The 23,398-nt window shown below is 64.0% G+C and carries 18 protein-coding genes; 1 reads left to right on the plus strand and 17 read right to left on the minus strand.

Going from position 1 to position 23,398, the window contains the following annotated elements; all coding sequences use genetic code 11:
* Positions 1-104 precede the first annotated feature (104 nt).
* From AC1AUD_RS12185 to AC1AUD_RS12265, 17 genes are all read right to left on the minus strand, one after another.
* Positions 105-2,093 (minus strand): hypothetical protein, encoded by a 1,989-nt coding sequence (locus AC1AUD_RS12185; RefSeq protein WP_476574646.1) that lies wholly within the window; start codon positions 2,091-2,093, stop codon positions 105-107.
* Positions 2,094-2,539: 446 nt separating this feature from the next.
* Positions 2,540-3,202 carry a hypothetical protein gene (locus tag AC1AUD_RS12190; protein WP_476574647.1) on the minus strand — a complete coding sequence of 221 codons (663 nt, stop codon included), beginning with the start codon at positions 3,200-3,202 and terminating at the stop codon, positions 2,540-2,542.
* Between the two features lie 955 nt (positions 3,203-4,157).
* Positions 4,158-4,550 carry a chorismate mutase gene (locus AC1AUD_RS12195; protein WP_476574648.1) on the minus strand — a complete coding sequence of 131 codons (393 nt, stop codon included), beginning with the start codon at positions 4,548-4,550 and terminating at the stop codon, positions 4,158-4,160.
* 90 nt (positions 4,551-4,640) lie between these two features.
* Positions 4,641-4,763: a hypothetical protein gene (locus AC1AUD_RS12200; protein WP_476574649.1), complete on the minus strand. Its 123-nt coding sequence runs from the start codon at positions 4,761-4,763 to the stop codon at positions 4,641-4,643.
* A gap of 472 nt (positions 4,764-5,235) precedes the next feature.
* A complete protein-coding gene (gene rho, locus AC1AUD_RS12205; RefSeq protein ID WP_476574650.1) occupies positions 5,236-7,236 on the minus strand; it encodes a transcription termination factor Rho in 2,001 nt (666 codons plus the stop codon).
* A gap of 210 nt (positions 7,237-7,446) precedes the next feature.
* Positions 7,447-9,036: an NAD(P)/FAD-dependent oxidoreductase gene (locus AC1AUD_RS12210; protein WP_476574651.1), complete on the minus strand. Its 1,590-nt coding sequence runs from the start codon at positions 9,034-9,036 to the stop codon at positions 7,447-7,449.
* 94 nt (positions 9,037-9,130) lie between these two features.
* On the minus strand, positions 9,131-9,445 hold the full coding sequence (locus AC1AUD_RS12215; protein WP_476574652.1) for a DUF2469 domain-containing protein: 315 nt from the start codon (positions 9,443-9,445) through the stop codon (positions 9,131-9,133).
* A 76-nt stretch (positions 9,446-9,521) separates the two neighbouring features.
* Positions 9,522-10,604 carry a GNAT family N-acetyltransferase gene (locus AC1AUD_RS12220; protein WP_476574653.1) on the minus strand — a complete coding sequence of 361 codons (1,083 nt, stop codon included), beginning with the start codon at positions 10,602-10,604 and terminating at the stop codon, positions 9,522-9,524.
* Positions 10,605-10,794: 190 nt separating this feature from the next.
* Positions 10,795-12,291, minus strand: coding sequence for an Asp-tRNA(Asn)/Glu-tRNA(Gln) amidotransferase subunit GatB (gene gatB / locus AC1AUD_RS12225; protein WP_476574654.1), 1,497 nt, complete (start codon positions 12,289-12,291; stop codon positions 10,795-10,797).
* Between the two features lie 21 nt (positions 12,292-12,312).
* Entirely contained in the window at positions 12,313-13,851 is a 1,539-nt protein-coding gene (gatA, locus tag AC1AUD_RS12230) for an Asp-tRNA(Asn)/Glu-tRNA(Gln) amidotransferase subunit GatA (RefSeq protein ID WP_476574655.1), read from the minus strand.
* Between the two features lie 5 nt (positions 13,852-13,856).
* A complete protein-coding gene (gatC, locus tag AC1AUD_RS12235) occupies positions 13,857-14,156 on the minus strand; it encodes an Asp-tRNA(Asn)/Glu-tRNA(Gln) amidotransferase subunit GatC (protein WP_476574656.1) in 300 nt (99 codons plus the stop codon).
* A 472-nt stretch (positions 14,157-14,628) separates the two neighbouring features.
* Complete coding sequence (locus AC1AUD_RS12240; RefSeq protein WP_476574657.1) at positions 14,629-15,648, minus strand: permease of ABC transporter system; 1,020 nt, start codon at positions 15,646-15,648, stop codon at positions 14,629-14,631.
* The gene (locus AC1AUD_RS12245) at positions 15,645-16,670 is read right to left on the minus strand and encodes an ATP-binding cassette domain-containing protein (RefSeq protein ID WP_476574658.1); all 1,026 of its coding nucleotides are present in this window, start codon (positions 16,668-16,670) and stop codon (positions 15,645-15,647) included. Before AC1AUD_RS12245 ends, AC1AUD_RS12240 begins: the two co-directional genes overlap by 4 nt.
* Before the next feature lie 72 nt (positions 16,671-16,742).
* Positions 16,743-17,633, minus strand: coding sequence for a TrmH family RNA methyltransferase (locus tag AC1AUD_RS12250; protein WP_476574659.1), 891 nt, complete (start codon positions 17,631-17,633; stop codon positions 16,743-16,745).
* A gap of 9 nt (positions 17,634-17,642) precedes the next feature.
* Positions 17,643-18,263 (minus strand): type I phosphoribosyltransferase, encoded by a 621-nt coding sequence (locus AC1AUD_RS12255; protein ID WP_476574660.1) that lies wholly within the window; start codon positions 18,261-18,263, stop codon positions 17,643-17,645.
* Positions 18,260-19,744, minus strand: coding sequence for a DNA recombination protein RmuC (locus tag AC1AUD_RS12260; protein WP_476574661.1), 1,485 nt, complete (start codon positions 19,742-19,744; stop codon positions 18,260-18,262). The genes AC1AUD_RS12255 and AC1AUD_RS12260 overlap by 4 nt, the downstream gene beginning before the upstream one ends.
* A gap of 41 nt (positions 19,745-19,785) precedes the next feature.
* On the minus strand, positions 19,786-20,067 hold the full coding sequence (locus AC1AUD_RS12265; protein WP_476574662.1) for a metal-sensitive transcriptional regulator: 282 nt from the start codon (positions 20,065-20,067) through the stop codon (positions 19,786-19,788).
* A gap of 200 nt (positions 20,068-20,267) precedes the next feature.
* On the opposite strand from AC1AUD_RS12265, the gene AC1AUD_RS12270 reads away from it, so the two are divergent.
* Positions 20,268-23,312 carry an HAD-IC family P-type ATPase gene (locus AC1AUD_RS12270; protein WP_476574680.1) on the plus strand — a complete coding sequence of 1,015 codons (3,045 nt, stop codon included), beginning with the start codon at positions 20,268-20,270 and terminating at the stop codon, positions 23,310-23,312.
* Positions 23,313-23,398 lie beyond the last annotated feature (86 nt).

Here is a 23,398-nt window from a genome sequence, read left to right on the forward strand (position 1 = left end):
CTTTAGCCGATTGACTTTTGGGGAGCCCCGCCGGACTCCCCTTTTTTTGTTGCGACTGCGATATGGGTCTGAAGCTCAGCTTACAAAGACGTCACCGTCTGGCTTCACAAACCTGGCATCACCAAGAAAATACGCGTGGGCTCGCCGGTCCGGGAGGATTCCGCCGTCTGTCCGTCCTCGGCATCGGCGGCGAGCGCGGCGGCGACCAGAGCGCCGCCATCCGCAAGATCCGCGGTGTCATTGAGCAATTCGGAGACATCGGGTTTGATCAGGGTGCGGTCCGTCTTGCCTGCCATGCCATACGACATCGAGGGATGCTCGATGACTTTGGGAGCGGAGGGCTTGCCGTCAGCCGATGCTCCCTCATGTGACGACGAGCCTTGCGCGCTGGCGCCGGCATTGCCGTCGGGGGTCTTCGCATCCGATTCCTTGGAGGCATCCGCCCCCTTGCCGCTCGACGCTCCCGGCACGCCACCGGCGAATTTCATCACCTCGCCGGCATCGGATCTGCCGGCATTCGGATCAATCACCGAAGTCGTCACATCGCCCGACGAGGCGGCCGATGCCGTCCGCTCGGACTGGGCCTGCTTGCGCAAGCGCACTGTCTCGGCCCTGGCCGCCAAGGAATCATCCTCAGCCAACCCCGTGCGTGCCGCGGCAACAGGCGACGCGGATCGTCCGACATCTTCCTTGGAGCCGCTCGGTTCCGCATCCGAACCGCCGCCCGCACCCGTATCGGCCAAATCGTTGGCGAAGCGCAGCACAATCTGTTCGTAGGCGTCCCCGGCCCCGCTCCGTTCGCTGGCCGCCGCCATCGCACTCATCGCGGCGTCGACCTTCGCCGTGTCATCGGCCAAATCGGCGCTGGAATCAAACTCGCGGTTCGTCGCTTCGATCGCCTGCTGGATCTGCCCGGATGACGCGGAGGACGCGCCACCGGTGAGCCCGCTCAAATGCTTGGTGAACGCATCGGTATAGGCCATCGAATACGGAATCATCGCCTGCGACATCTGCGCCTGGCCGTCGGCGTATCCCTTCGCGCCCTGCGTGCGCTCCTCGCCGGCTTTGCGTTTCAGCTCCTCCGCCAAGCCATCGACGCCCTGCTGCCTAACCAGACGAATCACTTGGTCGATGGCATCGGCCGCGCCGGTGTGACGCTTGGCGGCATTGAGCTCGTCCACGGCGCTCGCCTCGCCCATCACCGCGACGGCCAACGGCGTGTCTCCGGACAGTTCGCCGGCAGTGCCCATCAACGCGGTCAGCTGCGTGGACGAACCGATCGAACCGGACAGATGGCTCGCATACGACCTCACATAGGCGGCCATGTAATCCTGGAAAGCCTGCTCGTATGCCGCTTGTTTGGCCGCGATTTCGCTCGCCGCCAACGAACGTTCCAAGTCACGCAATGCGGTCAGCTTATCGATCAGCCCCTGATGCGCGCTTGCGCCTCCGCCCTGCCCCACGGCATCCGACAATCCGACGGCCGCGGACGCAAGTTCCTCCGCGCCTTCGGGCGAGGCAACCACCAGCGCGCCCATTGCGAAATTCTTCGCGGTCATATAGCAATCCAGCGTCTGGCCGGCGGACAAGGTCGCAGATACAGCGGTGTTCGAGCCCTGCGCCTGCACGCGCGCCCCATGGCTGGCATTCACATCGCTGGAAACGCGGGCTGGAATCGAGAACGCGACCAACACGCCATCGGAAGCGTCGACATGCGGATTCTCGACGTCTCCGGCCGAGGTGACCGTGATATGGATGCCGACCATGCCACTGGCACCTGCGATCTGGTTCCGCGGCACATCTGGACCGTCAAGTGAATACCGCACGCGCACATCCCACGGCAAGTCTCGCTTTCCGGCCGGTATCTCGGTCACTTTGCCATCATGGTTTGCTTGGTCGGTTTGCGCCGCGTCATTCCCGATCACATATAGCGTTCCCGGATCGCCATCCGCGGCGACCACAGAGAACACGTCATGCCCGGCCAACGGGGGCACTGCGCGCGCGGCCTCGGCCCACTCCCCCGCGATACCTGTGCCTAGCGCCAGAGACGCGGCAATCACAACACCGCATGCGCACGAAAGCGTCGCCTTCATATGATGCATGATTCCCACCGGTCGTCCGAAAGTTGCTCCGTCCAATCTACTCCATGCGCCACATGATCCGCTCCACGAACCATCACCTACCCGCGATGCCGACTTTCCCATCTCCGCGCGTTATCCATATGCCATATTGCGGCATCCAAGTAACGCTGAGAGTATGTCAGGCGTTACCCATATGCCGGTATGTGGCAGCTAAGTAACGATTGAAACGCCCAGCGTTACCCAGACGCCATCTACCGGAGCCGCGGTAACGCCTGACATACTCTCAGCGTTACCTATATGCCATCATGTGGCAGCTGGGTAACGCATGGAGCACTCAGCGTTACCCAGACGCCATTCATTGGAATCGAAGCAACGCTTGACACGCACTCAGCGTTACCCACACGCCGCTCATTGGCGGCGAAAGAACTCCGGCAGATGGAACTTGGGAATCCCACGACTCACAGGCCGTCGGCCCGCAATGGCACGCCGGCGGCAAGCGCTTTGCGCCGCAGCGGCTCCCGGTCTGTCACTTCACGGAAGTTGAAGCGAAATATCCCGCTCACCCCGGCACGGCGCAGACCCTCCTGCCGCTCGCGCTCTGCGCCGACGACCCCGGCGATGTCCTTGCCACCGGTCATGGAAGGCGCAATGTATTTCTCCTGTCCGTCGAATTCGCCGACGATGACGCGGCCATCGGGCAGATACCACACGAAGTCCGCACGATATGAGCTGCCGGTAGCGGGGTCTGTGAACTCCACCTGTAGTCTCGGCACCTGAAGGCCCAGATCGATCATGGTGCCACGCGCGAAGGACTCGCCGCCGTTCTCGCTGTCCGCGCTGGCATAATGCAAAAGCCGGAAGACGGCGCTGCAATCCGCACGCGAGGATCCGCATAGCCGCAACACCGAGGCAATGGGCACGCCCTGTGCCAAAGCCGAGTCGAATATCGGCAGGGCAAGGCGGAACTCCAGCATCAACGCGCAATCCACAAGCGTGCGGGACTTGCCCGTCACCGGCACGCCGCCCGCATCGACGCATTCCAGCGTAGACGCCGGCGCAAACAGGTGTCTTAGCCGTTTGCTGCCCTGATATCCGCCGCGGTGATGGGTGGAGATGGTCATGGAACCATCATGGAGCGACCACTGATGCTCGAAACCATGGGCCGCCGCAGCCACAGGTCCGGCGAACACCCAGTCACGATGCAGCAGAGACAATGAGCGGGCCATGTGGAGGGTCCGCTCGGGAGGATCGAGGTCACGCCAATAAACTGTCCGCGCGTATAACGCGGGATACGGATGCGTCAGCTCGCCAGCGATGGCTCTTCGTCGAAGGGCCATCTGTTCCGCCTTCGTTTCCGCGAAGGCGCATCGCCGTCCATTCTCCGCCTTGTCCAAAAGGACCATCACCGCTTTGTGCCGCTTCATGCCTCTGAGCGTAACCCACGCGTGGATTGCACCGGCAGGATTTCGGGCATTGTGGACGGAGGCCGTTCCATCGGCGTGTCGCGCATCTCGAGAAGAGGAAGGAACCAAACGTGTTTTCTTGGAACGCGGCGGATCATCAGCGCCATCCGATTATCCGGCACCATGCTGTCGGAGTTGCATTGGCATTGCGGATTATTCCGATCGCATCCTGCAGCGTTACCCTGGCGCCACTGACTGGCATTCCAGCAACGCTGGGGCAAGCCTTATCGTTACCCAGATGCCACTGACCGACGCCAAAGTAACGATAAGAGCCCTTAGCGTTACCTTGGCGCCAGCTTGCGGCACACGGCCAACGCTAAGCAGCAGCCAGCCGTTACCCACATGCCAGTAAGTGGCATCCGAACAACGCTTGGCCATCTTAAGCGTTGCCTAAGTGCCGGATGGAGGCACTCAGGCAACGCGACGAGACTGTCAAGCGTTGCCCACACGCCAGCATGAGGTGTCTCGGTAACGCTCATTGCCTGCACAGCGCCGCCTACACCACCGCCCGATAACGGGACAGGGCAACACGCGGTCACAACAAGCGAAATGCGATACGAGACTTCAATCGGGGCCGCCAATGGCGCCATGCAGGCCCGCACAGCAACGGCGCTCAAGCAAAGACGTCAAGCACGCCGGGGTCGCCGCCGGCATCGGCAATGCGCTGATGGCGCTTCTTGGCCTCGGTGACGACGAATTCGCGATACATTTCGGCGATGTTGGGGTCGAGGCCCGCATCGACGGCGATGCGATGAAGGCGTTCGATCTGATAATCCTCGCGCTTGGTGTCCTCCGGCGCGAAGCCGGCGCCGGCCTTGAGCACACCGACCTGGCTCGTGGCCTTGAAACGCTCGGCCAGCAGGGAGACAATCGCGGCGTCGACATTGTCGATGGTCTGGCGAAGTTCCTTGATACGGGCCACCGCCGCCGCGGTCTCGGGATGCGCGGCAGCCGCCGCGTCGTCGATGGTGGAGTTGCGCCAGTCGCCGCTTGTCGTTTCGCTCATGGTTCAAGGATACCCATGCAAAAGGACCCGTTCCCTGTGCGGGATACGGGTCCTTACGTCAGTTTGCGGTCGGAATGCTCCGACGCCAAATCACTTGTTGCGGAAGCCCTTGATGACGTCCACAATCGCGTCACCGAGCATGGCGGCGCCAAAGGCGGGGTCCAGCGAGGCGAGACGGGAGTTCAGCACGGTGTTGACGGTCTTCTTATCCATAATCTTGTCCTTTCACATGCAGCCGCAATTGTCATTTTTCTTTCTTCGCGCGGCCTGTCTGTTCTGTTCGTTCTTCTGTTGTGGCTCCAGCTTACGTCGAATGAGAAGCCCATACCTTGCCGCATTCATCGAATTTTTGATATATCCATCGGCCGTTACGGTCAATATGACATTTTCTTCACATGCCTGACGTTCTTTCACCATGTTTCCGCCCGAGCCCCAGACCTACCCACGTTCCGTAGGCGGTTTTGGGCTTCCGTAGGTGGATGTCGGAGTCAAGGCGTCATTTTTTAATTAGCAGACCGTTGCAAAATGGCCATTTTCTCGAAGCACGCATGCGCAACAGCGGCCATAAAACCTACGGAAGTCAAAAACCGCCTACGGAACGCAATGAGGCCCATGGGAAACTCCATGGGCCTCGCTCAGGCGTCGCGCTGCCGGCAAGCCCACCGGGCTTGTCTGAGCGGCAACCTCAGTTGCCGTTCACGCCGCCGCCCTGTTGCTGCACGATGGCGGCCAGGAAGTCGCGGTTGGAGGCGGTCTTCTTGAGACGCGGGACCAGCGTCTGGTAGGCCTGCTCCGGCTCCATGCCGCCGAAGAGGCGACGGAGGCGGTAGATGATCGGAAGCTCGGCCGGCGCGGTGATGAGCTCCTCGCGGCGGGTGCCGGAGGCGTTGATGTCGATGGCCGGGAACAGGCGCTTGTCGGCCAACTCGCGGGAGAGGCGCAGCTCCATGTTGCCGGTGCCCTTGAACTCCTCGAAGATCACCTCGTCCATCTTCGAGCCGGTCTCCACCAGCGCGGACGAGATGATGGTCAGCGAGCCGCCGTTCTCGATGTTGCGGGCCGCGCCGAAGAATTTCTTCGGCGGGTAGAGCGCCTGCGCGTCGACGCCGCCGGACAGGATGCGCCCGGAGGCGGGGGCGGCGATGTTGTAGGCACGGGCGAGGCGGGTCATCGAGTCAAGCAGCACGACGACATCCTGGCCAAGCTCCACAAGGCGCTTGGCACGCTCGATGGCGAGCTCCGCGACGGTGGTGTGGTCGGAGGCCGGGCGATCGAAGGTCGAGGAGATGACCTCGCCCTGCACCGTGCGCTCCATGTCGGTGACTTCCTCGGGGCGCTCGTCCACGAGCACCACCATGAGATGGACCTCGGGGTTATTCGTGGTGATCGAGTTGGCGATGTTCTGCAGCGTGATCGTCTTGCCGGCCTTCGGCGGGGAGACGATGAGGCCGCGCTGGCCCTTGCCGATGGGCGAGACGATGTCCATGATGCGGCCGGTGAGCTTGTTGGCCGTGGTCTCCTGCTTGAGGCGCTCCTGCGGGTAGAGCGGCGTGAGCTTGGAGAACTGCGGACGGTTCATGGCCTCTTCGACGGTCATGCCATTGATCGAGTCGATGGACTGCAGCGGCACGAACTTCTGACGCTGGTTGCGACGGTCGCCCTCGCGCGGCGCACGGATGGCGCCATGCACGGCGTCGCCCTTGCGCAGCCCATACTTCTTGACCTGACCCATGGAGACATAGACATCGTTGGGGCCAGGCAGATATCCGGAGGTGCGCACGAAGGCGTAGGAATCGAGCACGTCGACGATGCCCGCCACCGGCACCAGATCATCGGCCGCTTCTTCGCGGCGGACATCACGGTCATGCTCGCGACGCGCCTCGCGCGGCTCACGCTCGTCGAAATCACGCTCGCCGCCACGCCCGCGCAGTCTGCGGCCACGGCGGTCATGCTGATCGCCACGATCATTGCGATCGCCACGGTCACGGCGGTTGCGATGCGGATACTCCTCACGCTCGTGGTCCTCGTCCTCGCCGGCCTCGGAACGCTGGGACGGCAGGGTGGCGAGGATATCATCCAGATCGCGCACCGTTTCCTCGGTCTGCGGTTCCGGCTCGGGGCGACGGCGACGACGGATATTCTCGACGATCACCTCGTCGCCTTCCTCGTTACGGACCTCGCGATAGGGGCGGTTCTCGGTGCGGCGGGTGCGGCGCTCGGCACGCGCGGGACGCTCGGCGCGATCGGCTTTCGCAGTCGGGGCATCGATGCCCAGCTCGTCGAAGAGATCGGCCGCCTCCACCTGCGGTTCGTCGGCGGGAGCCGAGGCACGACGCGCGGTACGGCGAGTACGACGTCCTTCACCACGCTCTTCGGCCTCCGGCTGCGCGAAGGCCGCGGCTTCAGCCTCAGCGGCATCGGCCTTATCGGCGGCGCCGGCAGCCTCGACGACAGTCTCGGCCACCTTGGGAGCTTCCTCGGTCTTGGCTACGGCGGCCTTGCGGGCACCGGTCTTCGGCGCGCGCACGGTCACGCCGGCCGGCGGCTCGCCGCCGGAGCGGGCGGCCTGCAGTGTGGCAAGCAATTCCGGCTTACGCATCGTCGACGTGCCGCGAAGTCCCATCTGCTTGGCGAGCTCCTTGAGCTCCGGCAGCTTCATATCCTCGAGATTCTGGCTGGTTGCCACTATGTCATACCTTTCCATAGCACCTGCCGACGCATGGCGACGGCCTTGCTTATGAATGATTTGCGGCTGGATGCCGCTTGCGAGTGCCCACACGCAAACCCTTGCGCCCTGTGGACTGCACTCACCATACAACGCATTCGGGACCAACGCAAAACGGGGCGCCATATGACGCCCCGTTGATTTGATCACTGGAAAGGAACCGGAGAAACCCTACTTCTGCTCGTGGTAGGACTTGTCGGTGTTGACGTTCCAGACGTTCTTCTTGCTCGTCTTGCCGGACTTGATGTTGGAGACGGCTTCGAAGGACGTGGCCATGGAGTGGTCCATGTTGTTGTAGCGGTGCTGGCCGTTGCGGCCCACGCAGTAGAGGTTGCCGAAGGAATCGAGGTATTCCACCAGCTCGTCCATCTGATCGTAGGTGTCGAAATACGCCGGATAGGCCTTCTGCACGCGCTCGCGATGCGAATCGAGCACATCCTGCGGGCCGTTGATCACGCGCATGCGGGTCAGCTCGGAGATTGCGAACTTCGTGGCCTCCTCATCGGTCATATTCCAGAAGGAATCGCCTTCCTCGCAGAAATATTCGAGGCCGATCCACACGGTGTCGTCGACATCCTTGACCAGATACGGACTCCAGTTGTTGAAGATCTGCAGACGGCCGACCTTGTATCCCGGGTCCTGCACATAGATCCAGCAATCCGGCACGATCGGCGGGTTGCCGAGGGTGGGGATGTCGGTGGTGTTCTTCAAACGCAGATGCTTGACCAGCAGGCCCACGGTGACGAAATCGCGATACGGCAGGCCGTCGGCGATATGCACCATATCGGCCGGGGCATGCGCCTCGGAGGCGTCGATCGCGTTGACCAGATCCTTGACCGGCATCGAGGAGATGAACTGGTCGGCGGTGAGCTCGGTGCGGGTGCCCTCGGCATCCTGATAGACCACGGAGGCGATGCGGCCGCCGGACTGGCGCACCTCGACGACCCTCGCGTCGGTGAGCACCTTGACGCCGTTGGCGACGCACTGGCGCTCGACGGTCTCCCACAGCTGGCCGGGGCCGAGCTTGGGATACCAGAATTCCTCGATCAGGCTGGTCTCGACCTGCGAGCTGTCGCGCTTCTTCGGCGCCAGCTTGGCGATGGCGTTCTTGAGCACGCCCATGATCGACAGACCCTTGACGCGCTGCGCGCCCCAGTCCGCGGAGATCTCGGAGGGATGGCGGCCCCACAGCTTCTCCGTGTATCCCTCGAAGAACATCGAATAGAGCTTGCGGCCGAAACGATTGATATAGAAGTTCTCGAGATTGTCCTCGGGCAGCTTGTGGAACATCGACTTGAGATACGAGAAGCCGGCCTCCATCGTGAGCTTGAAGCCCATCGCCTTGAAGGTGTTGACGCTCAGCGAGATCGGATAGTCGAAGAAGCGGCGGTTCCAATAGATGCGGGAGACGCGGTGACGCTTGAGCATCACTTGGTCGGTCGTCTCCGGATCCGGCCCGCCCGGCTCCATGTCATGCTCGCGGCCGAGCTTCCTGTCGTCGTAGCTGGGCGCGCCCTGCAGCGGCAGGATGTTCTTCCACCAATCCATGACGCGGTCGTCCTTGGAGAAGAAACGATGGCCGCCGATGTCCATGCGATTGCCGTTGTGCTTCACAGTGCGCGAAATACCACCGAATTCGCGGGTGGCCTCAAGCACGGTCACATCGTACTTATCCGCGCCGCCATCCTTGACAAGCTCCCAAGCGGCGGTCAGACCGGCGGGGCCGCCGCCGATGATGACCACGGATTGCTTTTCGGTCATGATGCTCCTTAGAAAACGAAATCAGAAACAGTGTACTGGAAACGACGAAAACGCACGCGCGGAAGCGTGCGTTTCTTCAGTTCCCTCACGAATATCAGTGCAGTTCGTCGGGGATGTCTATGTCGGTTTTCTGCACTTCCTCGACGTTGACATCCTTGAAGGTGACGATGCGCACGTTCTTGACGAAACGGCTGGAACGATAGACGTCCCAGACCCACGCGTCGGTCAACCGCACGTCGAAATAGACGTCCTGCCCGGCGGAACGCACGTTGAAATCGACTTTGTTCGCCAGATAGAAGCGGCGCTCGGTCTCCACCACATAGGTGAACAGTTTGATGACGTCGCGATATTCCTTGTACAACGCGAGTTCGGCGTCGGTTTCGTAGTTGTCGAGGTCCTCGGCGCTCATATCCTGCCTTTTCATATGCCGTTATGACTATGTCGATATCCGCGCGCCGGCGGATGCGACCGGCGCGGCGCGTCCGCTATTTGTCGTTGTCGTCGCGTTTGCGCCCGCGCCCCAGCGTACGCCACCAAGCTTCCTTCGAGGTCTTCCGGTCGGACTGCCCATAGGGCCAGCTGCCGGTTCCCTCGCCGCCGGCGGTCTCTTGGTCGCCCCGGGAATCCTTGGACGCATTGTCCGCGTCGCCTTGCGCGGCTTTGCCGGACTCTGGGAGGGTGGATTGGCCGCTTTCCTGTGCGGAGGACGCGGGACCGGACTCGGAACGGGCGGCGGCGTCCGCCGTCTGGCTCCGCTCTCCGTCGACAGCGTCCTTCTTGCGGATCGCCAGCGAATGCTCGCGTGCGCTCAGGGCCTCCTTGACGCCCGGGTTGTCCTCGAACACATGCATGCCGAAGGCATCCAGCGAGCGGATCGGATCGTATTCGTCGGCCAGCGTGTCCATGACAATCTGGTCCTGGTATTTGTTGTTCTCGACATCCCACAGCGCGTCGCGCGAAGTGCCGGAGGGCACGAAGCCGAGCGACTGGTAGACGGAGATCGAACGCGAGTTCTTCTCGGGCACGGCGACCCAGATGCGATGCATCCCGAGGCCCACCGGCGCGGGCGCGAAGCCATAGGTCATCACACGCGGCATGGCGTCGCGCGAATAGCCGCGGCCGCGGTAATCCTTGCCCAGAATCACCTGGATGCGGGCGGAGCGCGACCAACCGTCGACATCGATCAGGAAGATCATGCCGATGACATTGCCGGTGGAGGCCGCATCGACGGCGCCATCCTCGTCATGGTCGGCATCCGTGAGCAGCGCCCAGGCGACCGTGCGACGGAACTCAGGATCGCCGACGCCGGATTCGGAAGGCTTTTGTCCCTTCGTCCATGCGACGGAACGGCGGACCCAGGTGTGCACCAAGGCACGCTCGGCGACCTTGTCCTTGCCGGTGATCTTGGAGGCGCCGTAATAGGCGTCGAGTTCGTCGAGCTTGTCAAGGTCCTCGACGACGGCGGGACGCAGATGCACCATCTCACCGCGAATCGGCGGAATGACGATGCTCGCTGGCAGTTCGCGACGGGTTCCGTCGCTGTACGTCGTCTCAGCGTTGTCCGGCATATATACCCCTGTTGCGTTGTCGACGATTCCAAACGGTACGTATTGTATCCGACGGGGCTGAAGATATGCTGGGAGCTTTTGGCTTTGGCGGGGCGCCGCAAGCCGCGCGATATGCGAAGGCCCCGTCCGGCGTGGCGTCGACGCGTATGCGCCATGCCATGCCGGACAGGGCCTTGGAACCACTTTCGCCTTACTTGATCTTGCCCATCACGATCTTGGTGACGGCCTTCGCGTCGGCCTGGCCGCGCGTGGCCTTCATCACCGCGCCGATGATGACGCCCATCGGCTTCATATTGCCGCTCTTGAGCTTCTCGGCGACATCCGGGTTCGCGGCGAGCGCCTCGTCGACGGCCTTTTCGATGGCGCCGTCGTCGGAGACGATCTTGTAGCCATGCTTCTCGACGACATCGGACGGGGTGCCCTCGCCCGCGAGCACACCGGCGACGGTCTGCTTGGCGAGCTTGTCGTTGAGCTTGCCCGCGGCGATGAGCTTCTCGACCTCGGCCACGTCGGCGGCGGTGATCGCCAGCTCCTCGAGCGAGACGCCCTTGGCGTTGGCCTCGCGGGAGAGCTCGCCGAGCCACCACTTGCGCGCACCAGCGGCAGTGGCGCCGGCTTTGACGGTCTCCTCGATCAGGTCGAGCGCGTCGGCGTTGAGAATGTCACGCAACTGCAGATCCGTCAGGCCCCATTCAGCCTTGAGACGGTTGCGGCGCTCGCGCGGCATCTCCGGCATCTGCGCCTGCATCTCCTCGATATGCTCGGGAGTGATGTGCAGCATGACCAGATCGGGATCCGGGAAGTAGCGGTAGTCATCGGCGTCGGACTTGACGCGGCCGCCGGCGGTGGTCTGCGAGGCCTCGTCCCAGTGGCGGGTCTCCTGCAGGATCTCGCCACCGTCGGTCAGGATCGCGGCCTGACGGCGGATCTCGTAGTTCAGCGTCTTCTCGATGCCGCGGAACGAGTTCACGTTCTTGGTTTCGGAACGCGTGCCATACGGATCGTCAGCGGTCGGGCGCAGCGAGACGTTCACGTCGGCGCGCATATTGCCCTGCTCCATGCGGGCGTGGGAGATGCCCAGCGCACGCACGATGTCGCGAATCGCGCGCATATAGGCGCCAGCGATCTCCGGCGCACGGTCGCCCGCGCCCTCAATCGGCTTGGTCACGATCTCGATCAGCGGCACGCCGGCGCGGTTGTAGTCGACGAGCGAATGGTCGGCGCCCTCGATGCGGCCGTCGGCACCGCCGACATGCGTGTTCTTGCCGGCGTCGTCCTCGATGTGCGCGCGCTCGATCGGCACGCGGAAGACGGTGCCGTCCTCGAGCTCGACGTCGAGGTAGCCGTTGCCGTTGGTCGGCTTGTCATACTGCGAGATCTGATAATCGCGCGGCATATCCGGGTAGAAGTAGTTCTTGCGGGCGAACTGGCTCCACTCGTTGATCTCGCAATGCAGGGCCAGGCCCAGCTTAATCGCGTAATCGACGGCGGTTTTGTTGATCACCGGCAGCGAGCCCGGCAGACCGAGGCTCACCGGGGTGAGCTGGGAGTTCGGTTCGCCGCCGAAATGCACCTCGGCGGGGCAGAACAGCTTGGTCGTAGTGCTCAGCTCGACGTGGGTCTCCAGACCGAAGACCACATCGAACTTCTTGCAGGCCTCGGAGTACTTCATCAATTTTTCAGCCATTGTCTTTGTCTCCTCCGAATCTCACTCGCCCAGCCACGGGGTCTTGAGGCTCTGCCAGATCGGGCCGCCCCAGCTTTCCTCAAGCGCGGCCTCGAGCGCGGCCGCCGGCTTGTACATCGCCTCGTCGCGCTGCTGCGGCGCGATGAACTGGATGCCGGCGGGCAGGCCATCGTCGGACAGGCCGGACGGAATCGACATGGCGGGCACGCCGGCGAGGTTCGCCGGAATGGTCGCGATGTCGTTCATATACATGGACAGCGGGTCGTCCATCTTCTCGCCGAACTTGAAGGCGGTGGACGGGCTCGTCGGGGAGACCAGCACATCGGCCTTCTCGAAGGCCTTCTTGAAGTCCTCGATGATGAGGGTGCGCACCTTCTGCGCGGAGCCATACCAGGCGTCGTAGTAGCCAGCGGAGAGGGCGTAGGTGCCGAGGATGATGCGGCGCTTGACCTCGTCGCCGAAGCCGGCCTCGCGGGTGGCGGCCATCATGTTGGCGGCGGTCTGCGGCTTGTCCGCCGGCGGCATGACGCGCAGGCCGTAGCGCATGCCATCGTAGCGGGCCAGGTTGGAGCTGACCTCGGAGGGCATGATGATGTAATACGCGCCGAGGGCGTATTCGAAGTGCGGGCAGGAGACCTCGACGATCTCGGCGCCCATCTCCTTGAGCTTGGCGACGGCCTCATCGAAGCGAGCCTGCACGCCGGGCTGGAAGCCTTCGCCGGAGAGTTCCTTGACCAAGCCGACCTTGAGTCCCTTGAGGTCGCGGCGCGCGCCTTCGCGGGCGGCGGCGGCCATCGGGCGCGGGCCCTCCGGGATGGAGGTGGAGTCGCGGCGGTCGTTGCCGCCGATGATCTCCTGCAGCAGCGCGGAGTCGAGCACAGTGCGGGAAACCGGGCCGATCTGATCGAGCGAGGAGGCCATGGCGATCGCGCCGAAGCGGGAGACACCGCCGTAGGTGGGCTTGACGCCCACGGTGCCGGTCAGGGCGCCGGGCTGGCGGATGGAGCCGCCGGTGTCGGTGCCGAGGGCGATCGGGGCCTCGAAGGCCGCGACCGCGGAGGCCGAGCCGCCGCCGGAGCCGCCGGGCACGCGGTCGGTGTCCCACGGGTTGTGGGTCGGGCCATAGGCGGAGTGCTCGGTGGAGGAGCCCTGCGCGAACTCGTCGAGGTTGGTCTTGCCGAGGATCGGCATGCCGGCGGCCTTGAGCTTCTCGATGACGGTGGCATCGTAGGGCGGCACCCAGCCTTCGAGGATCTTCGAGGCGGCGGTGGTCGGGATGCCCTTGGTGACGATCATGTCCTTGATCGCGATCGGCACGCCGGCCAGCTCGCCCTTGGCGGCCTTCTCGTCGGCGCTGAGCGCGTCGAAGGCATCGGCCTGCTCGCGGGCCACGTCGGCGGAGACATTGAGGAAGGCCTTGATGCTCGGCTCGGCGGCTTCGATCACATTGAGGTGCGCGTCGACGAGCTCGCGGGAGCTCACCTCGCCCTTCTTGATGGCGGCGGCCATATCGGCCGCGGACAGCTTCACCAGTTCGTTGGCGTTGGTTGCGTTGGTCATGGCGCTCACTCCTCACTTCCCAGGATGCGCGGCGCGACGAACATGCCGGCCTCTGTCTTCGGACCGCCGGCAAGCGCCTCGGCCTGCGTCAGCGGGGTCGCCGGCTCGTCGGGACGCAGATATGCCTCCAGCGGAACCGGGTTGGCGGTCGGGGCAACGTCGTCGGAGGCGACTTCCTGCACCTTGTTGATGGAATCCGCGATGACGTTCAGCTCGCCCTGCAGACGGCCGATTTCCTCGTCGGTGAGCGCGATGCGGGCAAGATCGCCCAAATGCTCGATTTCTTCTCGTGTGAATGTTGGCATGGGCCCCACTATACGCGGCCTGCCGTAATTCCAAGGCGGCCTGCCGCAATTCCGGAGGAATTGCAATTGCAGGCCGCGCGAGCCGGCCGAAGAAGGAGCCATGACCCACATATGACAAGGATTGCTCCGCCATCCGGAAGCCCACTGGGCTTCCTCCTTCCTCGCGCGGCGGTCCGTCTGCCATGCGGACGGACCGGGAGCCATCCTTATAACAAACCGCAACCACCGTAATTCCGAGGCATCCCGCGCCAAAACCCGCCCATACTCGCGCCCGCGCCTCCGTCCGAGTACGTTTCCGCGCATTCCGACGAAACCTCTGCTCACAAACGTACGATAAGCGGCGCCAAGGGTACGATTCTGCGCATATAGCTCATTGGACTGCTCAGAAACGTACGGATGGGGTGGCTCAGCGTACGATTCCGCGCAGCCATACCGTCGGACTGCTCACAAACGTACGGATGCGGGACCGCGGCTACTTGATATCGGCGCGCTTGGTGACGATGAGACCGGCGATCCAGAACAGCGCCACCCATGCGAGGAAGATCAGCCCGGACTGCCACCATTCGGGAATCCAGTAGCCGGGGTCGTTCGCAACCGTCTGCGCGGAGGCTCCTTGGGAATCGACGGTGACGGTTGTGGCGGACCCGTCGAGGACGCCGGCGCTCAGGAAGTTGTTCATCGCCGAATCGGGAGTGAGATAAGCCAAGGTCCCGAGCCACTTGATTTTGCCGGCGATCAGCGAGGTGAGGCTCACGACGGTCGACAGGATCATCAGCAGGCCGACGACCGAGCACACACCGCCGACGGTCGAACGGGTCAGCCCTCCGAGGCCAAGCGCCATCAGCGAGGTCAGCATCAGCGCGCCCGGGCAACCGGCGACGATGACCGGAATGATGCGCCACTGATCGCCGCCCAGAGGCGTGACGTCATGTCCGGAAGTCATCGCGATGATCACCGCACCGGCCGCCAGTATGCCGACCACCCCGCCGGCGAGCGCGAACGCCGCCACCGCCACGGACTTGGCCGCATAGAACATGCCGCGCCGCGGATTGGCGGCAAGCGAACTCTGGATAGACGACGTGGTGTATTCGCTGGTCATCGCCATGACGCCGAAGATGCCTATGACCAGCCCGGCAGTCGAGGACGAGGCGCCGAGCAGGGACCACACGTTGGCAGCGGCGATGGGCTGCGGATCATCGAGCGTTTTGCCGGTGAGGGGATCGATGCTTGCGATGAAGGTGGTGCTCCACGCGCTCAACGCCGCCATGCCGGCGGACAGTGCCACGGTGACAGCGAGCAGGATCCGGGTGGAGTTGAGCGACCACAATTTGATGATCTCGCCGGCGAGCGCGCCGGCGAAGGTGAGCCGGGCGCGGCGGTTCAACGCACGCGAGGAGCCATATCCCGCATGGCGTTGGGTCGCCGCACCGGCGGTATGCCGATGCAGCGGGTCATGCGCGGCGTCGATTCGTTGTTGCGTGGAGTGGCTCATCGTGTCTCCCTCCCGCTGTTCGCAATGGCGACCGGCGCGTGGGCCCCGGGCACGGCCGTCGTGAGATATTCCGCGTGCGCATGTGTGAGCGCCATATAGGACTCCTCCAACGAGGCATGTTCCTCGACGAATTCATAGACGACCAACTGGGCCTGGGCGAAGACGCGCGCAGCCTGCTTCAGGTCGGCGCCGATGATGCGAAAGACGGTGGCCGGCGCATCGGCGATACCAGTGGCGCCCGTGTCCGCCATGACAGCACCGACGGCAACCCCGCCGCCGATTTCCTCGACACGCACGTCGTGTGCGGAGGCGAATATCGCGCGCAGTTTGCCCGGCTCAGGCGTGACGACCCGGATGGCCTTCGTGGAATGCTCGGCCACGAACCGATTGACCGTCGTGGTCTCCAGGATGCGCCCCTGCCCGATGATGACGAGATTGTCGGCGGTCAACGCCACCTCGCTCATCAGATGCGAGCTCAGCAGCACGGCGCGCCCTTCGGAGGCATAGTGGCGGCAGAGTTCCCGCACCCATTTGATGCCCTCGGGGTCGAGCCCGTTGATCGGCTCGTCGAGCATCAGGTTCGCCGGGTCGCCGAGCAGCGCGGCCGCAATGGACAGGCGCTGGCTCATGCCGAGCGAGAATTGGCCGGCCTTGCGTTTGGTCGCGGAAGCGAGTCCCGTCAGCTCGACGACCTCGTCGACGCGGCGGCGCGGAATGCGATTCGTGGCGGCGAGCGCCCGAAGATGTGCCAGCGCGCTGCGGTTCCTGTGCGCCGATTTCGCGTCGAGCACCGCGCCGACCGCGCGCATCGGAGCGCGCTGGACGGCGAAGGGCTTGCCATCGATCAGGGCACGTCCCCTATCCGGAGATATCATGCCGAGCGCCGCGCGCATGGTGGTGGATTTGCCGGCGCCGTTGGGGCCGAGGAACCCGGTGACCTTGCCATTCTCGGCCACGAAGCTCACATCATCCAACGCCTGCTTGGCGCCGAACCGCTTGGACAGCCCCTCTATCTCGATCATGTTGCCAGTATATGCGCGACAGGCGCATCGGCCAAAGCCTCACGACAGTCGTCATCGTCCGTCCACAAAACGTTAACCGATCACCGCATGCTGGGCGATCCAGGCGTGCATGGCGACGGCGGCCGCGGCGCCGGCGTTGATCGATCGGACGGAGCCGAATTGGGAGATATAGACCACGTCGTCGGCCAGTTCGAGGGCCTTCTCGCTCAGGCCCGGCCCCTCGGCGCCGAACAGCAGCAGGCAACGCTTCGGGAAGGCATAGGTTTCCATCGGCACCGCGCCGGGAATGATATCGAGCGCGATGACGCGGGCGGTCTCGAGTTCGCGGATGCGCGCATCGTGCGCGGCTACAAGCGCGGCGGCCTCGGACGCAGCATGACGACGGGACGTCTCGTCGGCCGGGGCGCCATCGGACGCATCGAAAGCATCGGAACCATTGGCGAGCGCATGCGCACGCAATGATGCGGCGGCCGCCGCAGAACGTTCCCATGCGATTTCGCCGGCGATGCGGTGACGCCAGCAGCGCACCAGTTCGGCGATGGAGGGATGATGCTCGACATGACTGTAGAGCTCGGTCATCAGCGCGCCCTTGCGATTCCACTTATGCGGGCCGACGATATGCACACGCCGCGTCTGGAAGGCGTTGGCGGTGCGCACCATCGAACCGATGTTGAAATCGTGGGTCCAGTTCTCGACCGCGACCTCGAAATCGTGGCGCCCCGCCGCGTCCAGATCGGCTTTGATCGCGGCGACGGACCAGTAGCGGTATCGGTCGAGCACATTGCGCCGGTCGCCCTCGTCGAGCAACGCGGTGTCATATCTCGCGTCATACGAGAGCGAGGCCGGATCATCGGGGCGCGGTTCGCCCGGATGCGTTTCAGCCCACGGGCCGACGCCGACCTCACGGAAGACGGGCTCGCCGGAGCGGCGCGCCTCCTCGGAAACGGGATTGGGGGTGTGCATGACGGCGGCTCAGCGCAATTCGGACTCGTCGTAGACCTGCACGAAGGGCAGGGTGCGGCGTTCGTCGTTCACCGGATTGACGACCTCGATATGGCGCTTGTCGGCCACGCCTTCGCCGATGCCACCGACCAGCGAAGCTATCGCCACGACCTCGGCGCCCTCGTGCTCGACGATCGAGAAATCGAGGCCAAGCTCGTTGCCGTTGCGCAGCGTGACCAGAGAGGAGGTCTGCACATAGGACTTCTCGGACAGCCATGCGTCGAGCAGCACGACGCGACGTCCCTTGATCGACGGGCCTTTGACGGAGGGATAGACGAAGTCCATCACGAAACCGTCGAGATCCTCGCCACGGGAGGCGGCGGACTGGATCATCGCGCCGACCAGCGGCACGGCGGCAGCGGTCAGCGCTCCGACCGCGTCGAAATCGTCGACCGAATAGCCGGCGTCTTCAAGCGCGTCGAGCAGGATATGCCCCATAATCGGCGCACCGCGGTGGTCGAAGGTGACGGAGGCCAGTTCGGAGAACGGCTTGCCCGACACCTGTTCGGCGAGCAGGGTCTTGAGCTGCTCTCGCGGCTCCATCATTGCAAACGGCGTGCCGGTGGCCCGGAAATCCTTGGTTTCGCTCATGCCTCCACCCTATCGTCAGCGTCGGATGCGCCGTCCGCGCTCCTGGAACCTTCCGCGTCCCCTGAGCCCTGGTCCGGCAGCGTCTCCGGCGCGGTGAGCTCGACGATGTTGCCCTTGTCGGAGTCGATGATCGGCACTTCGTCGATGACCTTGCCCGCATCGATCTTCTGCAGTTTGCGCGCAGTGGGCAGCACACGGCGCTCCAAGCTGGAGGCGAAAGCATTGTAGGCGGCGACCGTGCGCGTGATCTGCGTGCCGAGCTTGATGGCATGTTCGCCCAACGTGGCGAAACGGTCGTAGAGCTCGCGGCTCAGGCGGAACAGCGTCTTGGCGTCATCGGTCAGGCTTTGCTGCTGCCAGGCGTAGGCAACGGATTTGAGCACGGCCCACAGTGTCACCGGCGATGTGAGCGCGACCTTGCGTGCGAAGGCATCGTCGAGCAGCGTGGGATCCGCCGCCATCGCGGCCTGCAGCAGCGCCTCGTTGGGGATGAAGGCGACCACGAAATCGGGGGCCGTGTCGAAGGCACTCCAATACGCCTTGTCTCCCAGAGCCCTGACATGCTCGCGCAGGGCCTTGGCATGCTCCTTGAGCAGATCGTCGCGGCGGGCCAGCTCCTCGACCGATGCGACGTCGGGAATCTCGCAGGCGCGCTGATAGTAGGAATACGGCACCTTCGCATCGATGGGAATCGTCTTGCCGCCGGGCAGATGGACAACCATATCGGGACGGTATTGCTTGCCATCGGGATCGGTGACGACGACCTGAGTGTCGAAATCAACGTGCTCGAGCAGCCCCGCCGATTCGACGATGTTCTTGAGCTGGGCCTCGCCCCACGCGCCGCGCACCTTGTTGTCTCGCAGCGCCGCGGATAGCGCGCTCGTCTCCTTGTCGAGCCTGGTCTGCTGTTCGCCGAGCCCCTTGAGTTGCGCGCCCAGCGCACCCATCTCGCGCTTGCGACCCTCTTCGATCTGCCCGACCTTGGCGGCCAGATCGTCGAGGTTCTTACGCACGGGAGCCAGCGCCTCGAGCACCTTGGCCTGTTCCTTGAGCCGGGCCTCGGCTTCAAGCCGACGGCGTTCCGCGGCCTGTGCTTCGGCCTGGCGCCGTTCCTCGGCACGCTCAACCTCCGCCTTGCGACGCTCCTCGGCCTCAGTCGCGGCTCGTTCACGTTCATGCTCGATGCGCACCTGCTCGGCCTGCTGCGCCTGGGCCAGTTGCGATTTGACAAAGCCGAGCTGCTGGGTGAGCCCATCCGCCTGCGCGCGTGCCTGCGCGAGCTCGGCGCCTTGTTCGGAGAGCCGCGCATTGGCGGCGTCCAGTTGCGCACGCGCCTCGGCAAGCTCTTCGCCGCGGGCCGCGCGCGCCGCCTCCTGCGTGCGAGCGCGACCGAAGAGGAAGCCGGCCACGGCACCCAATCCGGCACCGACGATCAGCACCACGATCACGACGATCCATGCCACGCCATCGAAATTTCCCATATCCATTCCTTCCGTCTGCCGCCAAATCCTATGTCTAATCCTTATGACCGGACTAACCGCGCGATGGCGACGGATGCCTCGTCGAGTTTTTCGTCGGCCAGCGACCCGCCCTCGGCGGCGGCCTGGCGCACGCAATGGCCGAGATGGTCGTCGAGCAGCAGCAACGCCACTGATTTGAGCGCGGAGTTGGCGGCCGAGATCTGCGTGAGCACATCGATGCAGTATTTGTCGTCCTCGACCATCTGCTCGATGGCGCGCACCTGCCCTTCGATCCGCCTGAGTCGCGCGGTCAGCTTGGCCTTGTCGCCGTGATATCCGTGCATACGCGATCCTTCCGTCCCATTTCATATCCCTCGCCGCCACGCGATGCCGGGCGGCATCTCGGTTCCGTACATCATAATATGCCGAAAGTATACCCTCTGGGGGTATTGGGTATATGATGAACCACGACGGAATCCGCACACAGGACGATGCCGCGCCCGCCGCTGCGGTGCCATGATGGAGGGAAAGGATGAATCGGACGATGGGATGGAGCATGTTCCTTATTGTCGCGTGTGCGCTGGTGGCGGCCGCACTCACCTGGGCCATACTCAGGTTCTTCTTCGCAAAGCGGCAGGGCGAGGCTGGTCAGCTCGTCGACGGCGAGCAGCGGGCGACCATCGTCGTGCACGGCGGCTACTCGCCCGATGTAATCGAAATGCAGGCGGGCGTGCCGATTGTGCTCGAATTCGACCGGCAGGAAACCGGCGAATGCACCTCGCATGTCGTTTTCGCCGACCTCGGCGTGGACGCGGCGTTGCCCGGCAACGCGCGCACCGAGGTGCGGCTGCCGGCGCTGGCGGAGGGCGAATATCCCTTCGCCTGCGGGATGAATATGGTGCATGGGTTGCTGCGCATCACCGCGGGGCAGGCTGGCTTTGGCTCGCGCAAGGAGACCGACGCGGAAAAGCAGCGCACTCCCGCGTCGGGAAAGACTTCCTTGCGGGAAAACCCAGGCATGGACTCAATCGACTCCCCTGCACACCCCTCCCCTAGCCCGGAGAGCCACCCCACCGCCTGCGCTTCCTGCCACGCGGACTCTTCCACGCCGGCCATCGACCCGGAGCGCGAATCCGCGAAACGGCGAGCCGAGATTCACCACTTAACCAAACTCGTCGTCGTGGGCGCCGTGCTTACCGCACCGGTGTTCATCGTGATGATGATTCATATGTTCGACCATATGCTGCTGCCGGGGTGGCTCACGAATCCCTGGCTGCAGGCGATACTCATCACGCCGGTGATGTTCTATTGCGGCGCGCCGATCCACCGCGTCGGATTCCCCGCGCTCAAACACCGCTCGCCGGACATGAATTCGCTGGTATCACTGGGCACCAGCGCCGCTTACCTCTACAGCCTGCTGGTCTGCGTGGCCCCGTGGCTGCTGCCCGAGGACGCGCGCGAACCGTATTTCGAATCGGTGGGCGTGGTCATCACGCTGGTGTTGCTCGGGCGCCTATTAGAGACAAAAGCACGCGAGGGCACAGGCAAGGCGGTGCAACCGTTGATCGCGCTGCGGCCGCGGATTGCGCATGTCTTGCGCGAGGGCGCGACCGCTGACGCCGCTACCGTTGGAGCCTCTGCGACTGCGGCCGGGGCAACCGTGGATTGGCGAAACCCGAAGCTTGCGCAGGATGTGGCCATTGACGACCTCGCAACCGGCGATCTGGTCATCGTGCGAGCCGGCGAGCGCGTGCCTGCCGACGGCATAGTCATGGCAGGCGAAGCGCAAGTGGACGAGTCGATGCTCACCGGCGAAGCGAGACCAGTGCGCAAAGCACCGACGACAAGCGAGATTGCGGATATCAACCACCCAACGAGTGCAACTGCCGGCACCAGCCGTGCCAACGCAACACTCACCGACGAAATCCTGCCAACGGACAAGCTGCCAGTCACAAACGACGCCACGACTACCGACACCCCTCACCCGCATGCGACACTGACCGGCGCGACGGTGTTGCTCACGGGCGACCTGTTGATGCGGGTCACGCGCACCGGAGGCGACACCGTGCTTTCGCAGATCGTGGCGATGGTGGCGCGCGCGCAGGCCACGAAGGCACCGGTGCAACGACTGGCCGACCGCATCGCGCGCGTGTTCGTTCCGGCCGTGATGATTGCGGCCATCTGGACCTTTGCGATATGGCTGGCGCTCGGCCCCGCCCCGGAGCTGGCGCACGCACTGGTCACGGCGGTCAGTGTGCTCATCATCGCCTGCCCGTGCGCGCTCGGATTGGCGACCCCGCTGTCGGTGACGGCGGCCACGGGACTTGGAGCCACGAACGGCGTGCTTGTGGCCAATGCGAAAGCCCTGGAACAGGCGCGCGGCATCATGACCGTCGTCTTCGACAAAACGGGCACGATCACGCGCGGCACCGTGGACGCGAGCGCCGACTGGAAGGCGCCGAGCTACGAGCTCGATCCAATCAAGGAAGGCTCGAAGGAGGCCGTGGCCTCGCTGCGCGCCGCCGGCATCCGCACGGTGATGCTGTCCGGCGACCGCGCCGAAGTGGCCGAGCGCATCGCGCGCGAAGTCGGCATCGACACGGTGATCTGCCAGGTCAAACCTGACGGCAAGGCCCACTGGATCAAGCGCATCCAAGCCGGGTTGTTGATGCCGAATAGCACGAGCGCCGGCGCTACGGACAGCACAAGCACCGTCACCAAAAACGGCGCAAACACTGGTGTCCCGGACAACGCGGGCACCAGCTCCACAAACGGAGTAAACACCAGCGCCATAAACAGCATGGACATCACGCCCACAGCAACCGACGAAAACCGCGACACCAGCACCAACATTGGCGCCTCAGATGCCGCAGCTGGTACGAATCATGCTGGAAATATCGCCAAGCGCAGCCTGCGTGGCGGACTTGTGGCGATGGTCGGCGACGGCATCAACGATGCGCCTGCGCTCGCGCAGGCCGATCTTGGCATCGCCATCGGCACCGGCACCGACGTGGCGATGCAGTCGGCCGACGTGACGCTGATGAGCGGCGACCTGCGCGGCGTGATCCGCACGATCAACCTCTCCCACGCCACGATGCGCAATATCCGTGAAAATCTCGCGTGGGCCTTCGGATACAACGTCATCGGCATACCAATCGCCGCCGGCGTGCTCTATCCGTTCACCGGCTGGCTGCTGAGCCCGATGATCGCGGGGCTGGCGATGGCGCTGAGCTCGGTATGCCTGGTGCTCAATGCGAACCGGCTGAACCGCGCGCGTCTCGACGGGCCGGTACGACTTAGCGCCTCTGCCGGCAGCGCACCGGCGACGCACCAGCCGATCGTGATCGTCGACGAACGCACTGCGCTTGACAACACACCCACTATCACCACAAAGGAGAATCACATGGATATGCATATGCACATGGCCGCCCCGACCGACGGCGAAACCGCCACCGATCCGGTGTGCGGCATGACCGTCGCCGTCAACGCCGACGCCATCACACGCGAGCACGACGGCCGCACCTACTACTTCTGCGGCGAGCGCTGCGCGGAGAACTTCGCCAAGGCCCCGCAGGTGTTCCTGAGCTAAGACCGCCCTGCTCCCCCTGACGAGGGAGCTGTCAGCGACAGCTGACTGAGGGAGAGAGCATGCTTCGGGTAACGATCGTTATCTCT

This window comes from Bifidobacterium sp. LH_730 (genome assembly GCF_056355835.1).

Bases quoted from the DNA above. Each gene is read 5' to 3' on its own strand.
- AC1AUD_RS12185 (WP_476574646.1), bottom strand. From the start codon at position 2,093: ATGAAGGCGACGCTTTCGTGCGCATGCGGTGTTGTGATTGCCGCGTCT.
- AC1AUD_RS12190 (WP_476574647.1), bottom strand. From the start codon at position 3,202: ATGACCATCTCCACCCATCACCGCGGCGGATATCAGGGCAGCAAACGG.
- AC1AUD_RS12195 (WP_476574648.1), bottom strand. From the start codon at position 4,550: ATGAGCGAAACGACAAGCGGCGACTGGCGCAACTCCACCATCGACGAC.
- AC1AUD_RS12200 (WP_476574649.1), bottom strand. From the start codon at position 4,763: ATGGATAAGAAGACCGTCAACACCGTGCTGAACTCCCGTCTCGCCTCG.
- AC1AUD_RS12210 (WP_476574651.1), bottom strand. From the start codon at position 9,036: ATGACCGAAAAGCAATCCGTGGTCATCATCGGCGGCGGCCCCGCCGGT.
- AC1AUD_RS12215 (WP_476574652.1), bottom strand. From the start codon at position 9,445: ATGAGCGCCGAGGACCTCGACAACTACGAAACCGACGCCGAACTCGCG.
- AC1AUD_RS12220 (WP_476574653.1), bottom strand. From the start codon at position 10,604: ATGCCGGACAACGCTGAGACGACGTACAGCGACGGAACCCGTCGCGAA.
- gatB (WP_476574654.1), bottom strand. From the start codon at position 12,291: ATGGCTGAAAAATTGATGAAGTACTCCGAGGCCTGCAAGAAGTTCGAT.
- gatA (WP_476574655.1), bottom strand. From the start codon at position 13,851: ATGACCAACGCAACCAACGCCAACGAACTGGTGAAGCTGTCCGCGGCC.
- gatC (WP_476574656.1), bottom strand. From the start codon at position 14,156: ATGCCAACATTCACACGAGAAGAAATCGAGCATTTGGGCGATCTTGCC.
- AC1AUD_RS12240 (WP_476574657.1), bottom strand. From the start codon at position 15,648: ATGAGCCACTCCACGCAACAACGAATCGACGCCGCGCATGACCCGCTG.
- AC1AUD_RS12245 (WP_476574658.1), bottom strand. From the start codon at position 16,670: ATGATCGAGATAGAGGGGCTGTCCAAGCGGTTCGGCGCCAAGCAGGCG.
- AC1AUD_RS12250 (WP_476574659.1), bottom strand. From the start codon at position 17,633: ATGCACACCCCCAATCCCGTTTCCGAGGAGGCGCGCCGCTCCGGCGAG.
- AC1AUD_RS12255 (WP_476574660.1), bottom strand. From the start codon at position 18,263: ATGAGCGAAACCAAGGATTTCCGGGCCACCGGCACGCCGTTTGCAATG.
- AC1AUD_RS12260 (WP_476574661.1), bottom strand. From the start codon at position 19,744: ATGGGAAATTTCGATGGCGTGGCATGGATCGTCGTGATCGTGGTGCTG.
- AC1AUD_RS12265 (WP_476574662.1), bottom strand. From the start codon at position 20,067: ATGCACGGATATCACGGCGACAAGGCCAAGCTGACCGCGCGACTCAGG.
- AC1AUD_RS12270 (WP_476574680.1), top strand. From the start codon at position 20,268: ATGGGATGGAGCATGTTCCTTATTGTCGCGTGTGCGCTGGTGGCGGCC.